The sequence below is a fragment of the Prochlorococcus sp. MIT 1201 genome, from assembly GCF_047303415.1.
GTDB classification, from domain to species: Bacteria; Cyanobacteriota; Cyanobacteriia; order PCC-6307; family Cyanobiaceae; genus Prochlorococcus; species Prochlorococcus marinus_D.
Window position 1 is genome coordinate 904986 of sequence record NZ_CP138947.1, and the last position, 19736, is coordinate 924721.

General features: G+C 43.4%; 12 protein-coding genes. 5 read left to right on the forward strand and 7 right to left on the reverse strand.

The features are described 5' to 3' along the window. Positions 1-401: 401 nt before the first annotated feature. Positions 402-677: a hypothetical protein gene (locus SIB41_RS04525; protein WP_011130228.1), complete on the reverse strand. Its 276-nt coding sequence runs from the start codon at positions 675-677 to the stop codon at positions 402-404. A 191-nt stretch (positions 678-868) separates the two neighbouring features. Here SIB41_RS04525 and SIB41_RS04530 point away from each other — a divergent pair, with 191 nt between their 5' ends. Both SIB41_RS04530 and SIB41_RS04535 read left to right on the forward strand, forming a co-directional pair. Next, the gene (locus SIB41_RS04530) at positions 869-1087 is read left to right on the forward strand and encodes a hypothetical protein (RefSeq protein ID WP_063420295.1); all 219 of its coding nucleotides are present in this window, start codon (positions 869-871) and stop codon (positions 1085-1087) included. 485 nt (positions 1088-1572) lie between these two features. Continuing rightward, a complete protein-coding gene (locus tag SIB41_RS04535; protein ID WP_413360790.1) occupies positions 1573-2268 on the forward strand; it encodes a proton-conducting transporter membrane subunit in 696 nt (231 codons plus the stop codon). 487 nt (positions 2269-2755) lie between these two features. Here the strand turns inward: SIB41_RS04535 and SIB41_RS04540 are convergent, their stop codons facing one another. Then, positions 2756-2986: a photosystem I reaction centre subunit VI gene (locus SIB41_RS04540; RefSeq protein ID WP_157859812.1), complete on the reverse strand. Its 231-nt coding sequence runs from the start codon at positions 2984-2986 to the stop codon at positions 2756-2758. 1242 nt (positions 2987-4228) lie between these two features. Continuing rightward, on the reverse strand, positions 4229-4609 hold the full coding sequence (locus SIB41_RS04545) for a CopD family protein (RefSeq protein WP_413360792.1): 381 nt from the start codon (positions 4607-4609) through the stop codon (positions 4229-4231). A 4024-nt stretch (positions 4610-8633) separates the two neighbouring features. On the opposite strand from SIB41_RS04545, the gene SIB41_RS04550 reads away from it, so the two are divergent. Continuing rightward, positions 8634-8942, forward strand: coding sequence for a histidine kinase (locus SIB41_RS04550; RefSeq protein WP_413360794.1), 309 nt, complete (start codon positions 8634-8636; stop codon positions 8940-8942). Between the two features lie 1437 nt (positions 8943-10379). Further along, positions 10380-11030 (forward strand): ParB-like protein, encoded by a 651-nt coding sequence (locus SIB41_RS04555; protein ID WP_413360796.1) that lies wholly within the window; start codon positions 10380-10382, stop codon positions 11028-11030. 12 nt (positions 11031-11042) lie between these two features. Here the strand turns inward: SIB41_RS04555 and SIB41_RS04560 are convergent, their stop codons facing one another. Next, entirely contained in the window at positions 11043-11267 is a 225-nt protein-coding gene (locus SIB41_RS04560; RefSeq protein WP_413360798.1) for a hypothetical protein, read from the reverse strand. Positions 11268-11633: 366 nt separating this feature from the next. Then, a complete protein-coding gene (locus tag SIB41_RS04565) occupies positions 11634-12164 on the reverse strand; it encodes a hypothetical protein (protein WP_413360801.1) in 531 nt (176 codons plus the stop codon). Between the two features lie 477 nt (positions 12165-12641). On the opposite strand from SIB41_RS04565, the gene SIB41_RS04570 reads away from it, so the two are divergent. After that, on the forward strand, positions 12642-13103 hold the full coding sequence (locus tag SIB41_RS04570; RefSeq protein WP_413360803.1) for a pyrimidine dimer DNA glycosylase/endonuclease V: 462 nt from the start codon (positions 12642-12644) through the stop codon (positions 13101-13103). 40 nt (positions 13104-13143) lie between these two features. Here SIB41_RS04570 and SIB41_RS04575 read toward each other — a convergent pair whose 3' ends face one another. Together SIB41_RS04575 and SIB41_RS04580 are read right to left on the reverse strand one after the other, a co-directional pair. Then, a complete protein-coding gene (locus SIB41_RS04575; protein WP_413360806.1) occupies positions 13144-13353 on the reverse strand; it encodes a hypothetical protein in 210 nt (69 codons plus the stop codon). Between the two features lie 736 nt (positions 13354-14089). Beyond that, complete coding sequence (locus SIB41_RS04580) at positions 14090-18733, reverse strand: SBBP repeat-containing protein (protein ID WP_413360809.1); 4644 nt, start codon at positions 18731-18733, stop codon at positions 14090-14092. Between the last annotated feature and the right edge of the window lie 1003 nt (positions 18734-19736).

Here is a 19736-nt window from a genome sequence, read left to right on the forward strand (position 1 = left end):
TGTGCGCTAGCGATATGGAGAGTAAGAGCACCAAAAATCAGATCAAATTGGCCTATCCATAGCGATTATTGCGACCTAAGCCCCAATCTTGACTAGGAATGATTTGCTTGAAGCTGGTTCCAGCGCTTTTGGCGTCTCTGCTTTGATTGTTGAGTAAATATACCCAACTTGCGGGCTGTTCTGGGCTTGGGTCGCTTCAGTCGTCTCTTTCGTTGAGCGACTCGTCGCCGATTTCAACGGGTTTTAGGAGAGTGAAGTCGTTGATGGCCGCGGCAATCGTCATTCGAGAGCCTCTATGCGTTAAATCCTTTGCATTGAAACCGTTTTGCTGGGGGGCACCAGCACGGTGCTCTGCTGTTGGCTTTATCCCCCTAAAGAACTGCTGCAGAGTGTTCCTGTTCTTAAAGCTGACAGTGGAGGTTGAGACAGTCGTCCAGTTGCTTTTCTCGATGGTCCATCAAGGTGTCAAGCCATCTCGCTGCTTCGACGGGAGCAACCGTTCGATCTCGCAAGAAGTTGCAGATCAGGCGATAAAGCGGGCCTGCATCGGTCTCGACTCTTATTTGCTCATCTAGCGCTAGAAGCTGCTCAGGTGTACTGCAAGAACGAAGTTGATCCACGATGGCTTCGCGCATTCTGTTGATCATCATTGCCGGCAAAGTTACGCCTGTTCTCATCCTGCCATCTCATGCCGCTTTCTTTGCACCGATAACGGCTGCCTAAGGGGCTCTGAATTGTTCCTTGTTATGGCAGCTTGCTGATATGGCTTGATTTTCGGCTAATAGGCCTTCCATTTCAAGACATACAGAAAGGATGAATAGCCTCCACATTTATCCGCCGGCTTCTGTTCCCTGCTTTAGCATCGACATTGAAAGATCATCTGAGTATTGCGGTGGATGCAACGCCAAAGGACAATTCAGAAGCCAACGCTCGGATCTCTCCACGCGAGAAAAAGCTTGGCATAGCCGTTTCTGTCTCAGTATTTGCTTTGAATGCTTTAGTGGTACTGATCTTGATACTGGATCGCACGGTGCCCTCGTTTCACCAGCTTTTGATGGGTATTTTGGATTGGATTAACTCACTGTGATTCAGAATCTTGTTGGATATTCGGCTGATTTCCTTCAAGATTGACTGAATCCTTATGCAGTCGACCTGCCTTTTCATCGTCTTGGCCTCATGTCCAAACGCTAAGGATCTATTTGGCGGCTTGCTCAGGCTTTGCTACCAACAGGGAAACTCGTCCTATTAGTGATGGATGAAATTCTCCAATTTCCATGTTTGGTGTCTTCGGCTTAATTTGCTTGGTTGGACTTGACGACCTGACAAAGGAACTTGCAACTTCTAACTTCACTAAATTCGCTAATGCCTTTACCTTCAGAACTTGCTTGGTTAATTCCAGTGCTGCCTTTGGCAGGTGCATGCTTTGTAGGATTTCTGTTGATCAGTTTCAAGCTCACCATGAACCGGTTGAGTAAGCCGGTTTCATTCCTGTTAGTTAGCTGTGTTGGTGCAGCAGCTGTACTCAGTTACGCCCTTCTGGCGGAACAAAGGGCTGGAACTGCTGCCAGTAAGGTGATCTTCGACTTGCCAGGCTTAACTGATCTCAATTTACAGATTGGTTTTGTTGTAGATGGCATTGCTACCGAGATGCTTGCACTGATTAGCACTGCAGGAATGTTGTTGATGTTGTCCGCACATATTTATATGGTGGGCAAAAAAAACTATGTGAGTTTTTTTACTTATCTAGGCATTTTTACTAGTGCCTTATTAGGTCTAGCCCTAAGTCCAAACCTATTAGAGATGTTTGTCTTTTGGCTGCTGGTGGGGATCTCTTCATACCTTCTAGTTGGTTTTTGGTACGACACCAATGGCTCTTCCAAAACAACCCAAAAGATTTTCCTGGTAGACCGTGTTGGTGACGTTGGATTTCTACTTGGTAGTCTTGGTTTGTTCTGGGTGACCAGAAGTTTTGGATTTGATGAAAGTGGCCCCCTTCTCGAAGAAGCGATTATCAGCGGTAAGCTTTCAAATCCAACGACTCTTCTCCTTTGCTTCCTTATTATTATGGGACCAATTGCAAAACTAATAGAGTTTCCATTGTATATCTGGCGGCCTGATGTGTTGAAAACACCCGTTCCTGCCTCGGCTCTCATTCATGCAACAACCTTAGTTGCTGCAGGTGTTTTTGTCGTTGCCAGGCTTGAACCAGTTTTGGCTGCTGGAGCTACGGCCTTGCCTGGAACGGTTTTGGCCAATTTATTTGTTTGAGTCATTATATTTAGTTTGTAGGGAGAGAGTATTGATAGTGATTAAGGTTATCCGTAAGAAAGATGATCAAGTCTTTAAAATCGAGGTTAGAGAGAAGTAGACGTTGTAATCTCGATGCTTTTATCGAATGCAATTGCATGCTAATAACCTTAAGGATATTATCGCTTAGAATAAGTGCATCTATTTGCGAATCTTGTTTTTAATAGTACGCATATTTCTACTTTGCATATTAGCTAACGTTTAGCTGAGTTTGCTTATTTGATTTGATCGATAGGGGCCGTGGAGATGCTTCGCCAGCACTATTCATACCTGAGACTGTAACGCTAATTGTGTGAGTATTGCCAAAACCAGTGCTTTATCAAGTGAGCCTGCCGTGCTTTTGCAAGCAAGCCCAGTATATATACTGGGCAACTATTTCATGAGCTAATAAACCATTATTGCAATTTTATTACTTTTTGAAATCATTCTAGCCTAGAGATATATTCTTTTACCGCTTTGTCCAGATGTAGGTGATCAACCAGGCCAGCCCCGCTGCTGTGAAAATAGGCGTTACAATGCTGGTAAGTGCTCCTAGGAACCCAGGAAGCACTGTAAACATCAGATTTATAATGTAAGGAAGAATCATGATGACAGCTGTTGCAATTCCAGCTGTTAGGGCAGTTTTTGCCGGGAGTTTCATGTCGTTGATTTTTGGCAATAGTAATGGGATCTGAGGCATAAGCTTAATGGCGTTTACTGGTTTTTGCTTTATATGCATAGGACCAATATATTCACATTGGTCGAAGTTATCACTATTTGCACCGAATAAAAAAAAGGATGTTGCCTAAGGCCTAAGGCAATAATGACGCTTGTCTGCTGAGGTTTTATAAAAGTCTATTGGTGAAGATTATTCCGATTGGGGCTTGTGTAGAGGGGTTTGGCCTGTGATGGTGAGCAAGTCAATGTCAAGGTGCTTGCACACCTGTTTCATAGTAAGAACAATGAAGACAACACTCAAATCCTCTCACATGACAGATCCTCGCTTTCTCAAAGCTTCACATATTAAGAGTTCATCTGTTTGTATACGTTGTGGTGGTGTTGGCTATTTGAAGTCTTCGCCTGTTACATATCACACTTGTTTGACTTGCCTTGGCCGAGGCGTAAAACCCATACATACTTAGCCTTCGCTTCGATCTATATTATTAGAATGAATGATAGGAATCAATAATTAATGCCTTAAACAATAAAATCCTTGACATTATCTCAAGACATTTTTGATTGATTGTAATTCTCAATCCACTTCTTTCTCTTCATTAGACATAAGCGCAAAAACACTATTGTTGAAAATATCCATAACCAAGTTTGGGCAATATCAATGGGTGCGAAGTGGTTCTTTTTTAGTGTGTAATCAAACAATCAATTCAGGCCTAAATACATTACATGAATAAGTATTAATATTGATTCATGCTCTTAGTCTAATCCTTGCTTACCGGTCGAATAGTTGGTGTTGACGAACCCATCCAAATTCACTATGACGTGCTTGACGGCGAGCGCGCAGACACTCTTCACACATACATGGAGGATCTTCTAGCCAGCGGGTATGAATTGTCCACGGGAAAAGCTCAGCAAGCTCCATATCTAGCAATTGTTGAGTCATCTGGAGGGATAAGGTAATTGGCTTTAAATTTGTAGTTGTTGGGTTAGTAATTGATTTTCAAGAATGTCAATAGATTCATGGGCGACGGTGAATGTTTGAGCTGGAAAGGAATGGTACTTATTCAGTACAATTTGGTCATGACAAATTGTTGTGTCTGTTGTATCAACACATGCCTTTACAGAGCTAGCCAGGATCTTGTAACAGAAGGTAGGATATCTGATCGCCTTGCCCTTCACACAGCCAGCTCACTATCTAGCCTTAATGTCTGATTAGATATCCAACCAATAGAACTGTTATACGAAACTATTTACGATTCTAGTTAACTCAGAATCCTCCTAATCTGATACCTGCACCGACAATCACAAAGGCAATTGATACTGTTGTAATGCTACGAATATGCCAAGATAATTCAATAAGATTGTCGTCGTTGAGATTAGGAATGAGTCTTATTTGTGCGTGCAGAGCCAATGCAAAAGCGATCGCCAACAAGATCAACTTTGTTGTTAGTAGGGATGTAACTGGTGTCTGAAATGTAAAAAGACCTCGGCCTCCTGGTAGATAGATCCATGTTAACCAGAGACCACTAATGACTTGAATTGCTAGTGATGTCACCCTTAAAGGCTCGAACATCTTTTCAAATGAGCGGACCTTAGAGACACTTTTTTCTTTGAGAGCATCTGGCAGGACCCTTAGATTTAAAATCAACTGTCCTCCAGTCCAAACCGTAGCGGCAAGGATGTGGAGTATGACCAGGACTGAAAACAACATTGATGCCCGAGTGTCTAAGCAAAAAAAATGGCTGGAATACCAATCATTCTTGCAGGGATTAAAGCAAATGTCTACTTTTGATCCAATATTACTTTTTTCGTTTTGTTTATTCTTTTAGACCTGGATACTCTTTGATTGCAATAGGCTTCCAGTTCTTCGAATCAATGATTTTCTAATTAATAGATTATTTGCGGTGATACAATATCATTTAGATGAAACACTCTCAAGCGAGTCATTCTAGCCTACTTAAAGTTACTATTTTTGCATTAGTTTTATTTATTTTAGTCCACCAATAGACTACCGCAAATGCCTCATTTATTACCATTTTCCATTTCCTGGTGGTTTTGTTGAATTATTTCTTTGGTATTGCTGACTTAAGATTATCTCTAATGGCCATTGAATTATTCTGCTCCCTTCCTGTTCTTGCTGAATCTATTACCAAATCACTTTGCTTCCTATCGTTCTTCTTAATTCAAAGCTACGCCTTGATGGTTTCTTTTGTAGAATCAGATGAATTGGAAACTTTCTTCGTTATTAGAGATAGAAGTGCGACAACGATAGTCTTTAAATAGCGATGGATATATGCTCTGTAAAATTTACCCAATGAGTAGCCAGCGGAATAGGTGTTACGGATTAGTCCTGCAACGAAGTTTAGAATCCAAAGGATCGCTAAAACAGTAATAATCCCGCCGCCTACCTCGTAGATACGCCCAACAGAGTTAAGAAAAGGCTCTAAATTGTCGAGAATGTGAATAGTTGTCATAGGATTGAGCTAGAAATTCTGGGTGCTTGGTTGTATGCTTGTTAAGCTTGGATTGTTTTGAGCCGATGGGGTTAGCCTGTGTCACTAGTGTAGACGATAATGTTGTAGCTCTTTAGTTTTGCCTCTATATTGCTGAAATAATCTTTTAGAGCATATAAATGCACCTAAGAAATAATATTAATCTTTTAAAAATCTCGAGATGTACGGGATATTATCCCTGTTGGCTCAATTGCATGGTATTCTAATGGATAGCCGATAATTAGCGAACAAATCCCTTGTAAGCAATCAAATTTATCTATAAGTTATGCTTTGCTTTACAAGAAGAATAAGCCTTAACTGTTTTCTCCAAAAATATTCAAATCCTTTTTATTTATCTTAAAATTGAGTGGTTTTGGCTTTTCTACTGTTTAATGATTTACCATTATTGTTGTTAATTCACATTCTCTCAGTTGTATATTATATACTCTTGTTGTGATTGAAATACAAGTAATACATGCTACTGCTAAGACAGTATCTACTGTCTATAAGAACAGAGCTGTTCATTAACGCGTTTCTTTCGTTCAAAACTGAATATTTAGATCTATGATACTCCTTGTAAGGTTGTAGTTAAGATATTTTCCTATTCTATACGCTCTTTACAAAGAGGTGGATTACCCTTTCTTTTTGATTTCTAGATAATGTTCTCTATTTTCTGCTTTTACATCTCATTCTGGTTACTCGATTTTCATTTCCATAATTGATTTCGAAAAGACGAGCTCATGCTCTAATGTTTTACTGTGTATATATTGTTACGAACTGCCTTTTGCTGGTTTTCGCGCCATTCGTGGCCTCTCGTTGATAATCATAGTGGTTCGAAATCTACTTTTGGAGGATCAAATGTCTAATATCAATGAGAAAGACAACGGAATGAAGATTCTCGCGGTTGCTTGGATGTAGCGTCCCAGTACCTAGATTCGTTGATCTGATGCAGATGCTCGCTTATTTCATTGCAACAGCTGTAGCAATTTCATTGATAGTTTCTTTGCTATATCTAGCAACATTCAAGGCTAGTGATAGCACTTATCCCCCCAGACGCGATAGTTTTGAAAATGTACCTTGAAAAGACATTCCCCAGAGTCATACTTGATACCGATGCCAGGATTAACCTTACCATTCACCGACCGACTCCCTGAATCAACTTGATTTTATTGTCTCAGCAGTGCAATGGTTTGCTTGTGCTTCATTCTCAAATTAATTTCCTAGTCGAGAACTCTTTGTCGCCGGTATCAAATTGCTTCGTTACGTAGTCTCAGGTAATCCATTTAAATTCAGGTTGTTGACTAGAGATATTTGCCTTAATACTGGCAACTCTTCTAGAGCTCAAGAGCAAACAGCTTCTAAGATTCCAGCTTTGCGTGCGCCTTTTCAGCTTTGCGTATGAGCTTTTGAGCTTCTTCTCGTGTCGCGCATAGCTCGGCTTTTTCAGCCAACCTTACGAGTTTTTTATGTTGCTTGGTCTTACCCATCATTAAAATCAAATTCCTATTATTATACCGTATTGCCCAGCGAATACTTTCTGTCTTGGCTTTATACCTGATTAGAGCTGCTAAACGGTGCTGTTAGCTGGCCTTATTTCTGCTCGATTTGCATGTTTATTTCTATCTTGACTGATTAAATGCTTGTGTGATGAATAATATTATTTCCTTTCTTTTCTTTTAAGTCTTTACTAGCATAATCCCTATGCTTCTAGTTCATGTGCACATCTATCATTCGTTTCTTCCTATTCATGATGTCAATCCGTTCTTGTTTCCCAGTTTACCCATGGTTATCCTTCTAGCATTTGCTTTAAATGTGCTTTCAGTCATGAATTTGCCTGCAAAACTTCGAAATGGTTAGAAGTTGACAAGCTTACGTTTTTGGGAGGATCATACGCGCATTAGAAATGAAAGATCTTTCTCCAGATATTATTTCATCGTATAAGCTGCATCTACTGATGACTAGTACTTGATTTCCGTTGGTTGCACCTTCTCACCTCCTGAAGACTCTAGTTCCAGAGGGTTGTTGCTTATGCTGATTAATCCCCTTTAAAAATTAACTTGAGGTCAAGACGAATTAACTTAGTTGGCCTTGTGAATGGATTAATGTGATTAACTTTACTGGATCATAGAGGATATTACCTTTATACTTCAGTGGCAACGACTAGGATCAATCTATTTATCGTATTAGCATACTCTATCCATTTGATTTCCTTTAATGGAACCCCTGTTGATAATCTGTTGTTAGTATTAAATTTGCCATTTGCCTAATGAAATGATGCGGCATATTGAACTATTAGAGTTCTTATGTTCTTGGTAACAAGAAAATCTTTTGCTAATTTGAATCCATATGAAGCGCTTTCCTGAAACTTCTAATAACGCCCTCTACAGTATCAATGACATTGATAATCAATGGTTGAATTCTTTGAGCAAGTTTATTTAGATCGTTTGCCAGTAATCCAATCTCATAATTGTTTATTTTTAATCGATTCCTAAAGTCGTTCCATAGATCCTTCCTTGAGATTACTTTTATGCCCGGAAGGCTTGTATTCACAAGTCTCACCTGCTCTGAATGCGAGCTTTTGGGTATCAGCTGGACTTTGCGTATGCTGTTTTTATTGGCTGGACCGGACTTGGTTACAGTCATGATTCATTCCATGGATAAATGCAACCCCCCTCATGGAGGGGGCAATTGTTACAGTATCTACGCATTATAGCCTACACTGTCAAACCCTTGTCCATAGCACATTGAGTTGTTGATTTTGTGTGCCCAAACCAACAATATCCTTCGACATCTAATTGCTTTTCCCTCTAGGCAGCAAGGTTTATCCATTGGTGACTGACGATGCTGTTGAATTAGTGATTTTTTATTGGTCCTCAGTCATAGTTGAGGCGTTTGGGCTAATGCGAAATTAAACTTTTGGATTGAATTTTTTATGCCTATAATCTTTTGCCTATATTTAATATAATCGAATCTAAAATTTCAGTTTTTCGTTCTCCTAGGCATGTTCTAACGATCTTCTTATTGTAGCTCAGCCAATTTTTCTTGATAGCGACCCATCTCCGCGATTTAGCTTAATCAAGTCTTCAAGCGGGAGTGTCTAGTGTTCAGATGCTCACAGTCCACACAAGTTCTTGTTCAGGTCTGTATCACTAGTAATGATTACCAGTTCAACCTCAGGCAATGGGGATCCCAATCTCAGAAGGATCTGAGCAACTTCCAGCAATGAGGCTTCTAGCAGTAGAAGGAGCGCAAGCTCGGGTTGACACTACTGATGACCCTGAAGAACTTCGTTTGCTTATTCGGGAGTTGCTTAGTGGCTTCGATTTTGCGCCACCAATAGGCAACACCAATATTGAAGAAATCGAAACGAGCAACAGTGAGGAGATCTTCGCAGAGATTTATTGCTCTGGATGCGGTGAAGTCGAGACCTGCGAGTGCCCGGATCCCAGTGAACCGGATTTGCCCAGAACCCCCAGGCCTCTGTTATGACTTCTAAGCAGGTCGTTGTTATCATTGCCCAACTTCTGAGCGCAATCGTTGCCGGTGCTGCTCCTTTGGTTTGGGCAATCGCTGCTCATCCAGGGCTCTAACTTCATCACCCCCCGCACAACTTTGTTCAGCTGAGATCAACTCTATAACGTTGTTTAAGCGATCTTTGGCCAGCGACGAGAGCCTCCTGCGACCTTGCCAATCCAAATCACTGCCTTAGAAATCTCCTTTCGACTGGCTAAGTATGCTCTCACCCCATTGATCTAGCGACCAATCACAGGCCTAATCGATGCAAGGCAGCTTTCTACTGACTTGTTTGTTTGCGTGGATCTCAGCGCTGTAGTCAAGAGTCATATGCCCTCAGACTTTGATCAGGTAGTTCTCCCCCCCTACCTTCATCACTAAGCTCATCCGATGTGATCACGCCCATGGTTCAGTTCATAATGGTTATGTTGTAGATGTGATCCACAAAGATGCTGATCTATTGCTGAGGAACTATCAGGAGGTCTAACTCTGCTGGGAATTTCTTTAGTGCATAAACAACTGTAACCATGCTTTGTTTGATCTCATCCGCCTTCGATTTGAACTTGTTTTATTTAAAACATAGTATTTGATTCTACTTATGCAAAATTGTGGAGTCTGTGAACACCATCGCAGCGCTAGTGATCAATTTAACTATGAAATTGTTCGCACAACTCATTGGGTTTTTCGCCATCATCCAGCACCAGCTCCTTTGCTTGGTTGGCTGCTGCTCGATTCACGTCGTCACTTGGCAGGACCTATTGATTTCCAACCCGATGAAGCAGCATCTTGGGGTAAGGCAATGCAAATTGGTAGTGGGCTAGTCCAACGGCTTACCAAGTGCGACAGGGTTTATACCATTGCTTTTGGGGAGCTCATCATTTGCATTTGCATCTGATCCCACGCTTCCAGCTTGATCTTCACACCACTGCTTGGGACGTTGCCGATCATTACCGTGCAGTCAGTAATGGGCAGCGAGTAGCAGTTGATTCAACCCAGATTGCTGAATTTGTCAAACAAGCTCGACTTCTTGCAAAATCATTAGAGCTCTAGGCTTGATCTTAAAATTGACAATTAGGCTTCTCTGTGGATAGTGGCTTTTTTAACTGAAAGAACTTTTTACCCATTATTAATATTCTGGATCTCTATTGTACACGCTCAATTTCATCGCTAAAAATAAATAAGATTCCTACGATTAGAGGCGAAGACAAGCATTGATCAGGTAGCAGTGGATTGGCAATGAATCCGTACAAAGCATCATTCCACAAACCGGTTCTAATCATTTGTGCCTACACAAGAAACTTATGTCACTTTCATCTCTTTACCTCACTCTGAGAGGTTCTTGCCTGCCTAGCTGAGTAAGTCCAGAGGCATCTTTTGGGGCTTTGTCAGGATGATGGCACCTGCCATAGGTGTTTGTCCTCTCACCTGCCCAGCTATAAGCGGATCCCCGGTGCTGATGAAGGCTTTGAGCTTTTTGAGGTTTCCGTGGCTCAACTCCAGCCTACCCAGTGGTGCGTGGGCTTAGCGGAAGTGAAGAGTCGTCAGCTCGATTTCCGTGGAAAAAGCACTAATGATCAAAAAAAATATTTGAAGGGTAAGCCCGTTCCCCTTGTAGGTAACGGTTCAGGTTCACTGTGGATGATTGATCGTCATCACCGCCTACGAGCACTATTGGATCTTGACCAAGACGCCACCACCTTTGGATATCTGATCGAAAATTGTCCTACCGAGGATGATTTAGAGAGCCTTCAGCTTTTGGCCGAGCGTGGTTGGTTGTATCTCTACAACGGACGTGGCCATGGCCCCCTTTTGCCGCAGGGTTTACCTAAGAGCTTGTTAAAGCTTGAGGACGACCCTTACCGAAGCCTTGCTTGGAAGCTCAAAAGTGAAGGGCTGATACGCCCTGAACCATTGATCCCATATCACGAATTCCGCTGGGGAACCTGGCTGCGCAGTCGTGCGTTACCGCCTTTTTCTAGTAAGTGCCTTGAACCGGCTTTGCCGGCTGCTCGCAGTTTGGTGCGTTCCAATGCTGCCTCCCACCTGGATGGCTGGATTGGGTGATTTCACCTTTCATCAGACGAAAGTCATGCAGAAGACGGAAGTGCTCGACCAGACCATCAGCTTCTTGAGTGGCTCAGTTTTTCTGTTTGCCTGAACGCCATCAGGACGTTCTGGCATTTCGAGTGGCCATTCTTTTGATCCGAAGTGATCGAACCTGTTGTTGATCGCTTCCTTCCGTTTCGCCTGCGGTCTCCACTTCAAGTGGGTGCGCTGATGAACTCCAACACCGTGGAACATTTGAGGCCCTTTTTAGGCTTCAGCGCAAATAAAGACCGTGTTGCAACTAAGGCTAAAAAGTTAGTGCAAATACAGCAAACCCAGCAAGTTTATCCTCTCCTGTTAATTTCCGATCTCATTTGCAGGTCAACATCAACCTCCTCCCCCACTTTTAAGTGGTGGTAGCGGGGTGGAGGTTTGAACTCCCGACCTTTGAGTTGTGAGTTCGAAGATATTGGCCCAGATCCAAGTGATTTACTGCCTTAAGTTTTTAACTCTCTCACCTGACTGGTTCTGTACATCTGCTTCGACCTGGTAGTAGTTGGGTGTCGTTGTCGTTCATTGGCGGAACGTTTTTTTATCGAACCAAAAGTTGCTGGAATGGACTTATCGCGGCACAGCGATGAAGGAATTACCTCGTTCTTGCTGTTCGCGGAAGGAACTCATGTTGATCGGCGCAATGAATGCCGCATTGGCCCGCACAACGCAGGTGAGAGGCTTGCTGCGCTGTGAAGGTGGCCGTCTGTCGTGCACCGTGATCGGTGATGCCATCTGACGACGACCCATGTGACTGTCCTTCACTGTTGTATTCAACCAGGGCTTTCCGCTGTGAATCACGATCGCATCACCGGCTGGATTCGTGACAAAAGACTCGAGAATGGTTCCGTATGCGAGGCTCACAGGTGCATCTTCGTTATCGGCTGCCAATCGGCAGTTGAGACCGTCAGGATCATTGGCGATTACAAGCCACAGCAACTGGTGATATTTCTGACGGGTGCCCTGCAAATGGGAGCTAACGAAATCACCGCTGGCATCTGGGCGCGGGGTATTGGCGATCTGCGCAGCAGTCGGCCAGGGCATCAGTGCGGCGATCACCAGCAGTGATGCTGAGAAGGAGGTGCAGCGTTGGACCTTCATTCACTGTTCAACGTATTTCAGTAATCATGCCTCTTGTTTTGGTGCATGAGGAAGCTGAACTATTTGGCCAGGCGCACTAGCTATCTGACCCTGAAGGTTTTTGGCTCCTTAGTTCAATGATGTTTTACGTTGCAGTTAGCTGGATCGCCATATTGAAGTGATCAATGGTCGATCGATGGAAATCAACAGTCCCTTGGAGGGCTCTTAGTCAGTTCGGTCATTGATTGAGTAGAAAAGAGGTACTGACAATCAACAGAATGATCCATCCTCTATCTACCGTGTTTGTCGCTCTATTGCTGTGCAATCCCGTTCACGCGATGGGGTGTTCTGGAGATCACTCTCTCAAGCATGACGGTGTTTCACCAGAGAAGACGTCTGAGTCGACTGATACCACCAGCAAGACAAGCATCGATGCGTCTAAGGCCAAAGTTTCAGAGAGCTCGAATAACTGAACACTTTTCAAATAAGATCTTTTGTATGACAAGAATCAATTTGGTCAAACCAAGTGAATTATCTGATCAACATTTAGTTGCGGAATATAGAGAAATTTTTATGGTTGGCTCTGCACTCCAACGCTCAATCAAGTCGAAAAACTGGGAGAAAACCAAAGAACAGCTACCCACTGAATTCACCTTAAATATTGGACACGTCAAGTTCTTCTATAACAAAGGTAAGTATTTGCATAAAAGATATTTAGACCTGATAAACGAAATGAAAAGCAGAGGCATGCGGCCAGATCCAGAACGTCAATTCAAAAAAGATCAGTGGCCAATTGACTTTTATAAAGACTGGGAGCCTAAAGCAAAAGACATTGCGCTAATAAGAAAAAGAATCAAAGAAAAAATCAATCAAAAGCCCACTTGGTATCGCTGGACAAAAAAACAAGATGGTGATTCACCAGGGAAGACGTATGAGTCTGGGTTTTTCTTTAGAAGATAGGTGCTGATTCGCGAATCTCGATGCTGGGGTATGCGTGTTGTCAGCGTACGGAGCTGGGCTTCAGCACATCAACCACGGCCCGCCTACTGGCAGCGTGTATTTCCATCTCGTGCATGGCTTCCAGCTGTCGATGGATGCAACGCAATTGATGCTTTAGAGACTCAGCGTCTTCTAGGTGAGCAACACCAACCATTGCCGCTTCGATGTGGCTCTTGGATTCGATCAGATGCAGGCAGGTCGCCGATCCCATCTCAACGCTCATAACTCTCCTTTGGTTGACCCTATTCAGCCAAACTTTTTTGGGCTATGTTGTGACAACGATCACGAAATGATGTTGCTCGTGGCAAATGTCTGGAGGCCCTCATAAAGGTTGTCGTAAGTGAACCTTTTTATGGCTGTCTGTCCTCGCCTAGGTGAAGCGGGGATTGATTGGTCTTGATGTTGCAACCACCAGACCTACCAAGATCACTAGGGGCATCCTGTGCGATTAGCGACAGATTCCTGAATCCTGTAAGTTTTAGATCTTCCCATTCCAGGAGAATAAAAAAGGGCCTTTTTGAGGCCCTGTCTGGTGTTTGATTTGGTGGCGGGGGGGAGATTTGAACTCCCGACCTTCGGGTTATGAGCCCGAATAGACAGGGGCAAAACCCAGTGGGTCACTGACGCAAATTTTTGGGTGGGTACTCTGAGTTGGTACGTAGAAAGGCCCCCTCCCCATCTTCCACGGGGTCTGGCCTCTGTAAATGGGATGCCGATGTGCAACTGAGAGCTCTTGGGTTAGAGCAGTTCTTTTTCCATAGGGATGAACAGATCACGACTAAGTGCAGGCAATTTTTTACAGAACCGACTTCAATCAAAAAGTTGCAGACAACGATTTTCAGCCAGCGACAGCTACCTGCAGACCAATAGGGCCATAGAGCACTTGAGCTCTATGGAGTTCTTTTGTTGTTTTGCGTTGTTTTGGTATTGAGCTCACTTGTGCTGCTTTAACCGGTCAGCGGATCTTGGAAGTAGTCGCCAGCAATGCCGCCGTCATTGGCTGTTTCATTGCCATCAGCGCCGATCACACCCACAGCCGCTGGTGATTCGAGTGATTCAACAAAGTCATTGCCAGCTTCTACAGCGTTTTGATCTTTAAAGGCTTGGTTATCCCAGGTCGCTTCGCCTGTTAGGCCCTGACTATCGAGTTGATCCCAGGAGATTTGATCAGAACCGGTAAAGCTTGATTCTGTTCCATTCGCTGCTTGATGCAGGCTTTGGCCCCAATCGGCATCCAAGACAGCTAAATCTGCCATCGAGATCTGGCCATCAAAGTTGGCATCCACTCCTCGCGCCACACTGGCATCAACAAAGCCATCATTATTGGCATCCACTGCATCGGGATCCTCACTGGCTTGTTGTTGTCTTGCAGCACCAGCATTGAGATAGGCCAGATCTTTCATTGAAACGCGGCCGTCGTAATTGAGATCGCCTTGGAAGGTGATTAGGTTTTTGGAGCCCTTTTGATTTTCAAAGACGTCTGAGCCTGTTGCTTGAAGGCTGAGGATGCCTTGGCTTAGATCCACAACATTGCCTGCAGCACCTGTGATCTCGATATCGGCAACCAGTTGCGCTGTTTCTTGACCTGCTTGTACAAATGCGCCATCAACAAAGCTGCCACTCTCGAGGTTTGTTGATGTTTGACTGTCGTCAGGTGAACTGATATAGAAACCAGAGCTCGTTAAACTTGCATTGTCATTGGCAACTCCCGTAATCGCTATATCTGTGGCTTTGATATTACCGACGTTTGTCCATTCGCTTGTGGCTGTAATCGTGTCACCTGATCGTACCAAATTTGTTTGTTTTGAATTATAAGATCCAATATCAAGATCACTACTTAAGATCAAGCCATCGCCTTGTTCTTCTAGATTGATTGTTGCCTCATACAGGGTGACTTTGGTTCCTTCTACAGCTAAATCACCACCGAGATCCCGCAGGCTCTTAATATCGCGATTCACAAAACCGCTGCCATCGTTTAAAGCTTTCGAGAAGACAGTTTCATCTTGATTGGCACTCAAGCCAAAGAACAGTGGTGTGCTGGGATCAAGGATCTTGCCATTGGAGTTTTGGGTGAGCGTATCGAGGCGGAATTCATTGAAATCCAGTTCAATCGATGCCACAACACCACCATCCCCGCCAATACGCGATCCGGCATCGGCTAGATGGTTTCCGTAGAGATCTCCTGGATCTAGATCTCCAAGACTTGCTGCTGCAATACGGATTTTTCCCACATCATTATCGATGCGTACCGCATTGGCGATGGGTAGCTGCCCGCCAATGGTGATATCAGAGGCTTTGATCTCATTAAAGAGATAGGGATCAAAGTTGATCGTGATATCAGCTGTTTCTAAGTCATAGCCTTCTGCAAGGCTCTTTGCTGTGATGTCCAGGCGATAGGTGTCTTGCCAATCAACCGAATCACCAAGCACTGCCAGTTGCTTGAGATCAGTTTGAGTATCAGTGCCATTGATTGAGTGAAGGCTATAGCCAAGTTCAAGGTCGCTATCTGCTGTGGCTTGTGGATTAGGAGCCCATTGATTGGCAATATTTTGATTACTTCTGGCTAGCGGTATTTCAGCAATACCTATATTCATCTCTGGGTCTACCCCATACCATGAATCAAAAAGGTCAGTGAGATCATTCCATGTTCCTGCCTGTTCATTCCCAAATATTGTTTGGCTTGCATTATGACCATGCATGTGTACATATTGCTCTGGATACCAGACTTCATAGTAATCAGGGGCCTTATCTTTGTATGTATCAGAATGAGGGCGATCAGTAAACCAATTGGTAAATGTAACATCTTCTCCACTGCTCCATTGCCACTCTCTACTTGGGTTGTCTGAATTTAATCCGATCCACAACCCAGCTCTGTTCTCCGTATCAATATATTCTTTAAAGCTGTTAAGAATGAAACTATTTTCTTCAATACTTTCTATCGATGTTAAGTGGCCTCCTATCTTCTGAGCTTCTGCTTCTGCTTCTGTCCACCTAGGCCCATCAACAATTACATAGGCCGAATCACCACGGCGTACATAGTTAGTTGACATTGAAGTATCTTTGATTTCTACAGAGGCTGTATTGCCAACTTGCTTGGTGCGTAAAGCATCAGTGAACAGCTTAATCTCTAAATTCTCTGGGCCTTCTTTTGTTTGATCATTTCTGATCGTATGGGAGAAAGAGAATTTGCCATCAGCATCGGTTTGCCCTGAACCAGATAATTCTCCAAGTTTAAAATCTGATTCATTAATACCATCGCCGGAGATGGACCAATGAAGTTCAGTGCCGAGATTAATGTTTGTCGTGCTTACTGTGGTGTTTAGGGTCTCGCCTTCTTCTAATGACTCAGTTGATGTAGTGATCGAATAGATGGGAAAGTTGATCTCTGCAATTCCGTAATGCCCATATCCCCCAGATATTGCATTGGAACTATATTGATCATTCCATTTACCTGCTGTATCTGTCCAAACATTAGATACATTGGGGTCTGCCTCTAAGATGATCTGACCTTTATCACCATTCCCAAATGGAGCCTTATTGCCCCAGTTGATAAATGATATATTATCTCCACTAGACCAATTCCAGTTACCATCCTCGAGCGTAAGCCCCATCCAATAGATATCCTCATCAATAGAACCCGCAGGAAAGTAAGTTAGGTCTTTATCTTTAAATCTACTGACTAACCATTCATTTTCTGCCGCCTCATTAATAGAAACTAGATTGCCTCCTAGTTTCTGTGCATTAGCTTCTGCTTCTTCCCAGGTAGGTCCTTCGACGATCGCATAGGCAGAATCATTACGGCGGATGATTGGGATTTCGGCTACACCAATATTCATTTCATATTGCGAACCCCAACTTATATCTTGAGCTGGATTATCAGGAAAATCATTCCATTTCCCACCGTCATGGTTCTCACCAATACCAACATCATCGCCATTTGGTCCTATGACATGAACATATGGACCCTCAGCAAGGCCAGTACTCGTGTAATCTGTAACTTCTCCTTGACCTGGCCACCAATTTTCGTATTGACTTACTTCACCACTGCTCCAAACAAAATCACCAGTTAGATCAGGGCTATAGTAACCAATCCAATATCCTCCTCGATTGTCAGAGTCAACATAATTTCGTAATTGATCAAGTACAAGATCATTTTCTTCCTGATCATTTATGGTAACCAGGTTTCCACCGAGTTTGACAGCATTAGCTTCTGCCTGAGTCCATGAGGGTCCATCTACGATTTTATAGAGACTTTGGCCTCTAAGAAAAACATCACCATCACCTAGTTTGATGATATTGGGCTCATTTGATTCATCATTAATACTGATGCTGTGGTCAATAAACTTTGTTAGGAATGCATCAAAACCACCACTATTGCTCTGCCCATCAAGCTCACCCTCTGTATAACCAGCGATATAGATGGAGCCATCGCTGTCTGTTGTTAGGGCACGGGCTTCATCCCAGGCATTTGAACCAAATTGTTGGGTCCATTCTTGATTGCCATTTGCGTCATATTTACTTAAGAAGGAATCAGATTTTCCGTTATGGCTCTGTCCTTCAAGGCCACCCTCTGTGTGGCCAGCGATATAGATGGAGCCATCTTTGCCTGTTGTGAGGGCATGGGCATATTCCCCTTCAGTTGTACCTAATAGCTGGGTCCAATCCTTGGTGCCATCCGCATTATATTTCGTTAAAAAGGCATCATCGTTACCACTATTCGTTTTGCCATCAAGGTCGCCTTTTGTACGACCAGCGATATAGATCGAGCCGTCGCTGCCTGTTGTTAGAGCATTGCCATAGTCAGATGCAGTTGAACCTAATAACTGGGTCCAATCCTTCGTGCCATCATTATTATATTTAATGAGGAAGGCATCACTATTACCACTATTCGTTTTGCCATCAAGGTCGCCATTTGTAGAACCAGCGATATAGATTGATCCATCGCTGCCTGTTGTTAGGGCACGGGCATATTCATTTGAAGTAGTACCTAATAACTGTGTCCATTTCTTAGTTCCCTCAGCATCATATTTAGTTAAAAAGGCATCATGACCACCGCTATTTCTCTGTCCATCAAGGCTACCATCTGTCCAGCCAGCGATATAGATGGAGCCGTCGCTGCCCGTTGTAAGCGCAGTAGGCCCAACCTGGCTAGTTCCTCCCAAAAGCTGGGTCCAATCTTTATTACCATCAGGATCATATTTGCTTAGAAAGCCATCAGAATCAGCTCTATTGTTTAGTCCATCAAGGTCACCATTTGTTATCCCAGCGATATAGATGGAGCCGTCGCTGCCTGTTGTTAGGCTTGTGGCTTCATCCCACACACTTGTACCCAATAGTTTTGTCCAACTTTTTATTCCATCGGCGTCATATTTACTTAGAAAGGCATCATAAAATCCATTATTGCTTTGCTCATTAAGATCGCCTCCTGTGATGCCAGCGATGTAGATGGAGCCATCGCTGTCTGTTGTTAGGGCACGGGCTTCATCCCAGGCATTTGAACCAAATTGTTGGGTCCAGGCTTTGGTGACATCGCCAGCAGCTTGTTGCCCGTCTAGGTTCAGGTCTTTTTGATTGGGATTGGAGGCGACCATGAAGACCTCCTCAACCAGGGGAAGGAGCTTGGGCTTGGGCCAGTCGCAGCCCAAGTCTATGTCTTTATTTTACCTTAAGGTTTTGCCTTGCATCCGTCTCTTGAGGTCTTGAAAGCTTTTGCTGCCAAGCGATTTAAGCAATTCTACTTAGTCTTGCTGTGAGATTGATGAGTGGTTTTTGTTTTTATGCCGAAGCTCTTAAAGGCCCAGTATGAGGATGAGGTAAATGCCAATCATTGAGCTTTTTCTTATAAGTGGAGGTAAATAATATGCGTTTAGAAAGTTGTTTTGTTCTAGGTAAATACTCATGCTTTGCTTAACGATCTGAGGAATCCTTCCTTTAGTTCGAGCCCTCTTCCATGCGCGGTTGAGCATCTGTCCCAAACTGACTCGAATTTGGTGCTTCCTTTGGGCATCAGGATCTCCTATCAGTGCTCTTCTGTGTGCTCAGGATTCCATGAAAAGGCCTTTTTTACATCCCCACCACTGGGGATATGAATTGTGCTTACTAGGGTTTTTAAGGGCAATTATGACTCCTTGTAAAGCGCGAAATTATTCTCTTTAGATTCCCCAGATCCCAGTCGCAGACATTAAAAAACCCCTGCCGGACAGGGGTCTTATTTGGTGGCGGGGGGGAGATTTGAACTCCCGACCTTCGGGTTATGAGCTCGACGGAAAATGCTGTAATCGTCTGGTATGACTGGGCCACGTTTCTCAAGTTAACAACAGAGTTAACAACAATGAGGCTCGGCGAGGTGGTCAACGCTGTATCTAGGCCATCTTGGCCTATTTAGGTGATTTGTGGCGATTAGTCCTTTTCGTTGTATTTAGCTAGAACGAGCTATATGTAAAACGAACTTAGCCAAATTTATAATTTTAGCATGAATTATTTTATCACTTTGTTGTGACCTGATATCTAAAGACAAAGCATTATTAAAGCCTCGCACTCTATAGTATTGATTCATGCTTAGGCAGAGTCGAAATCTATAGTTAGCCGGTTTCT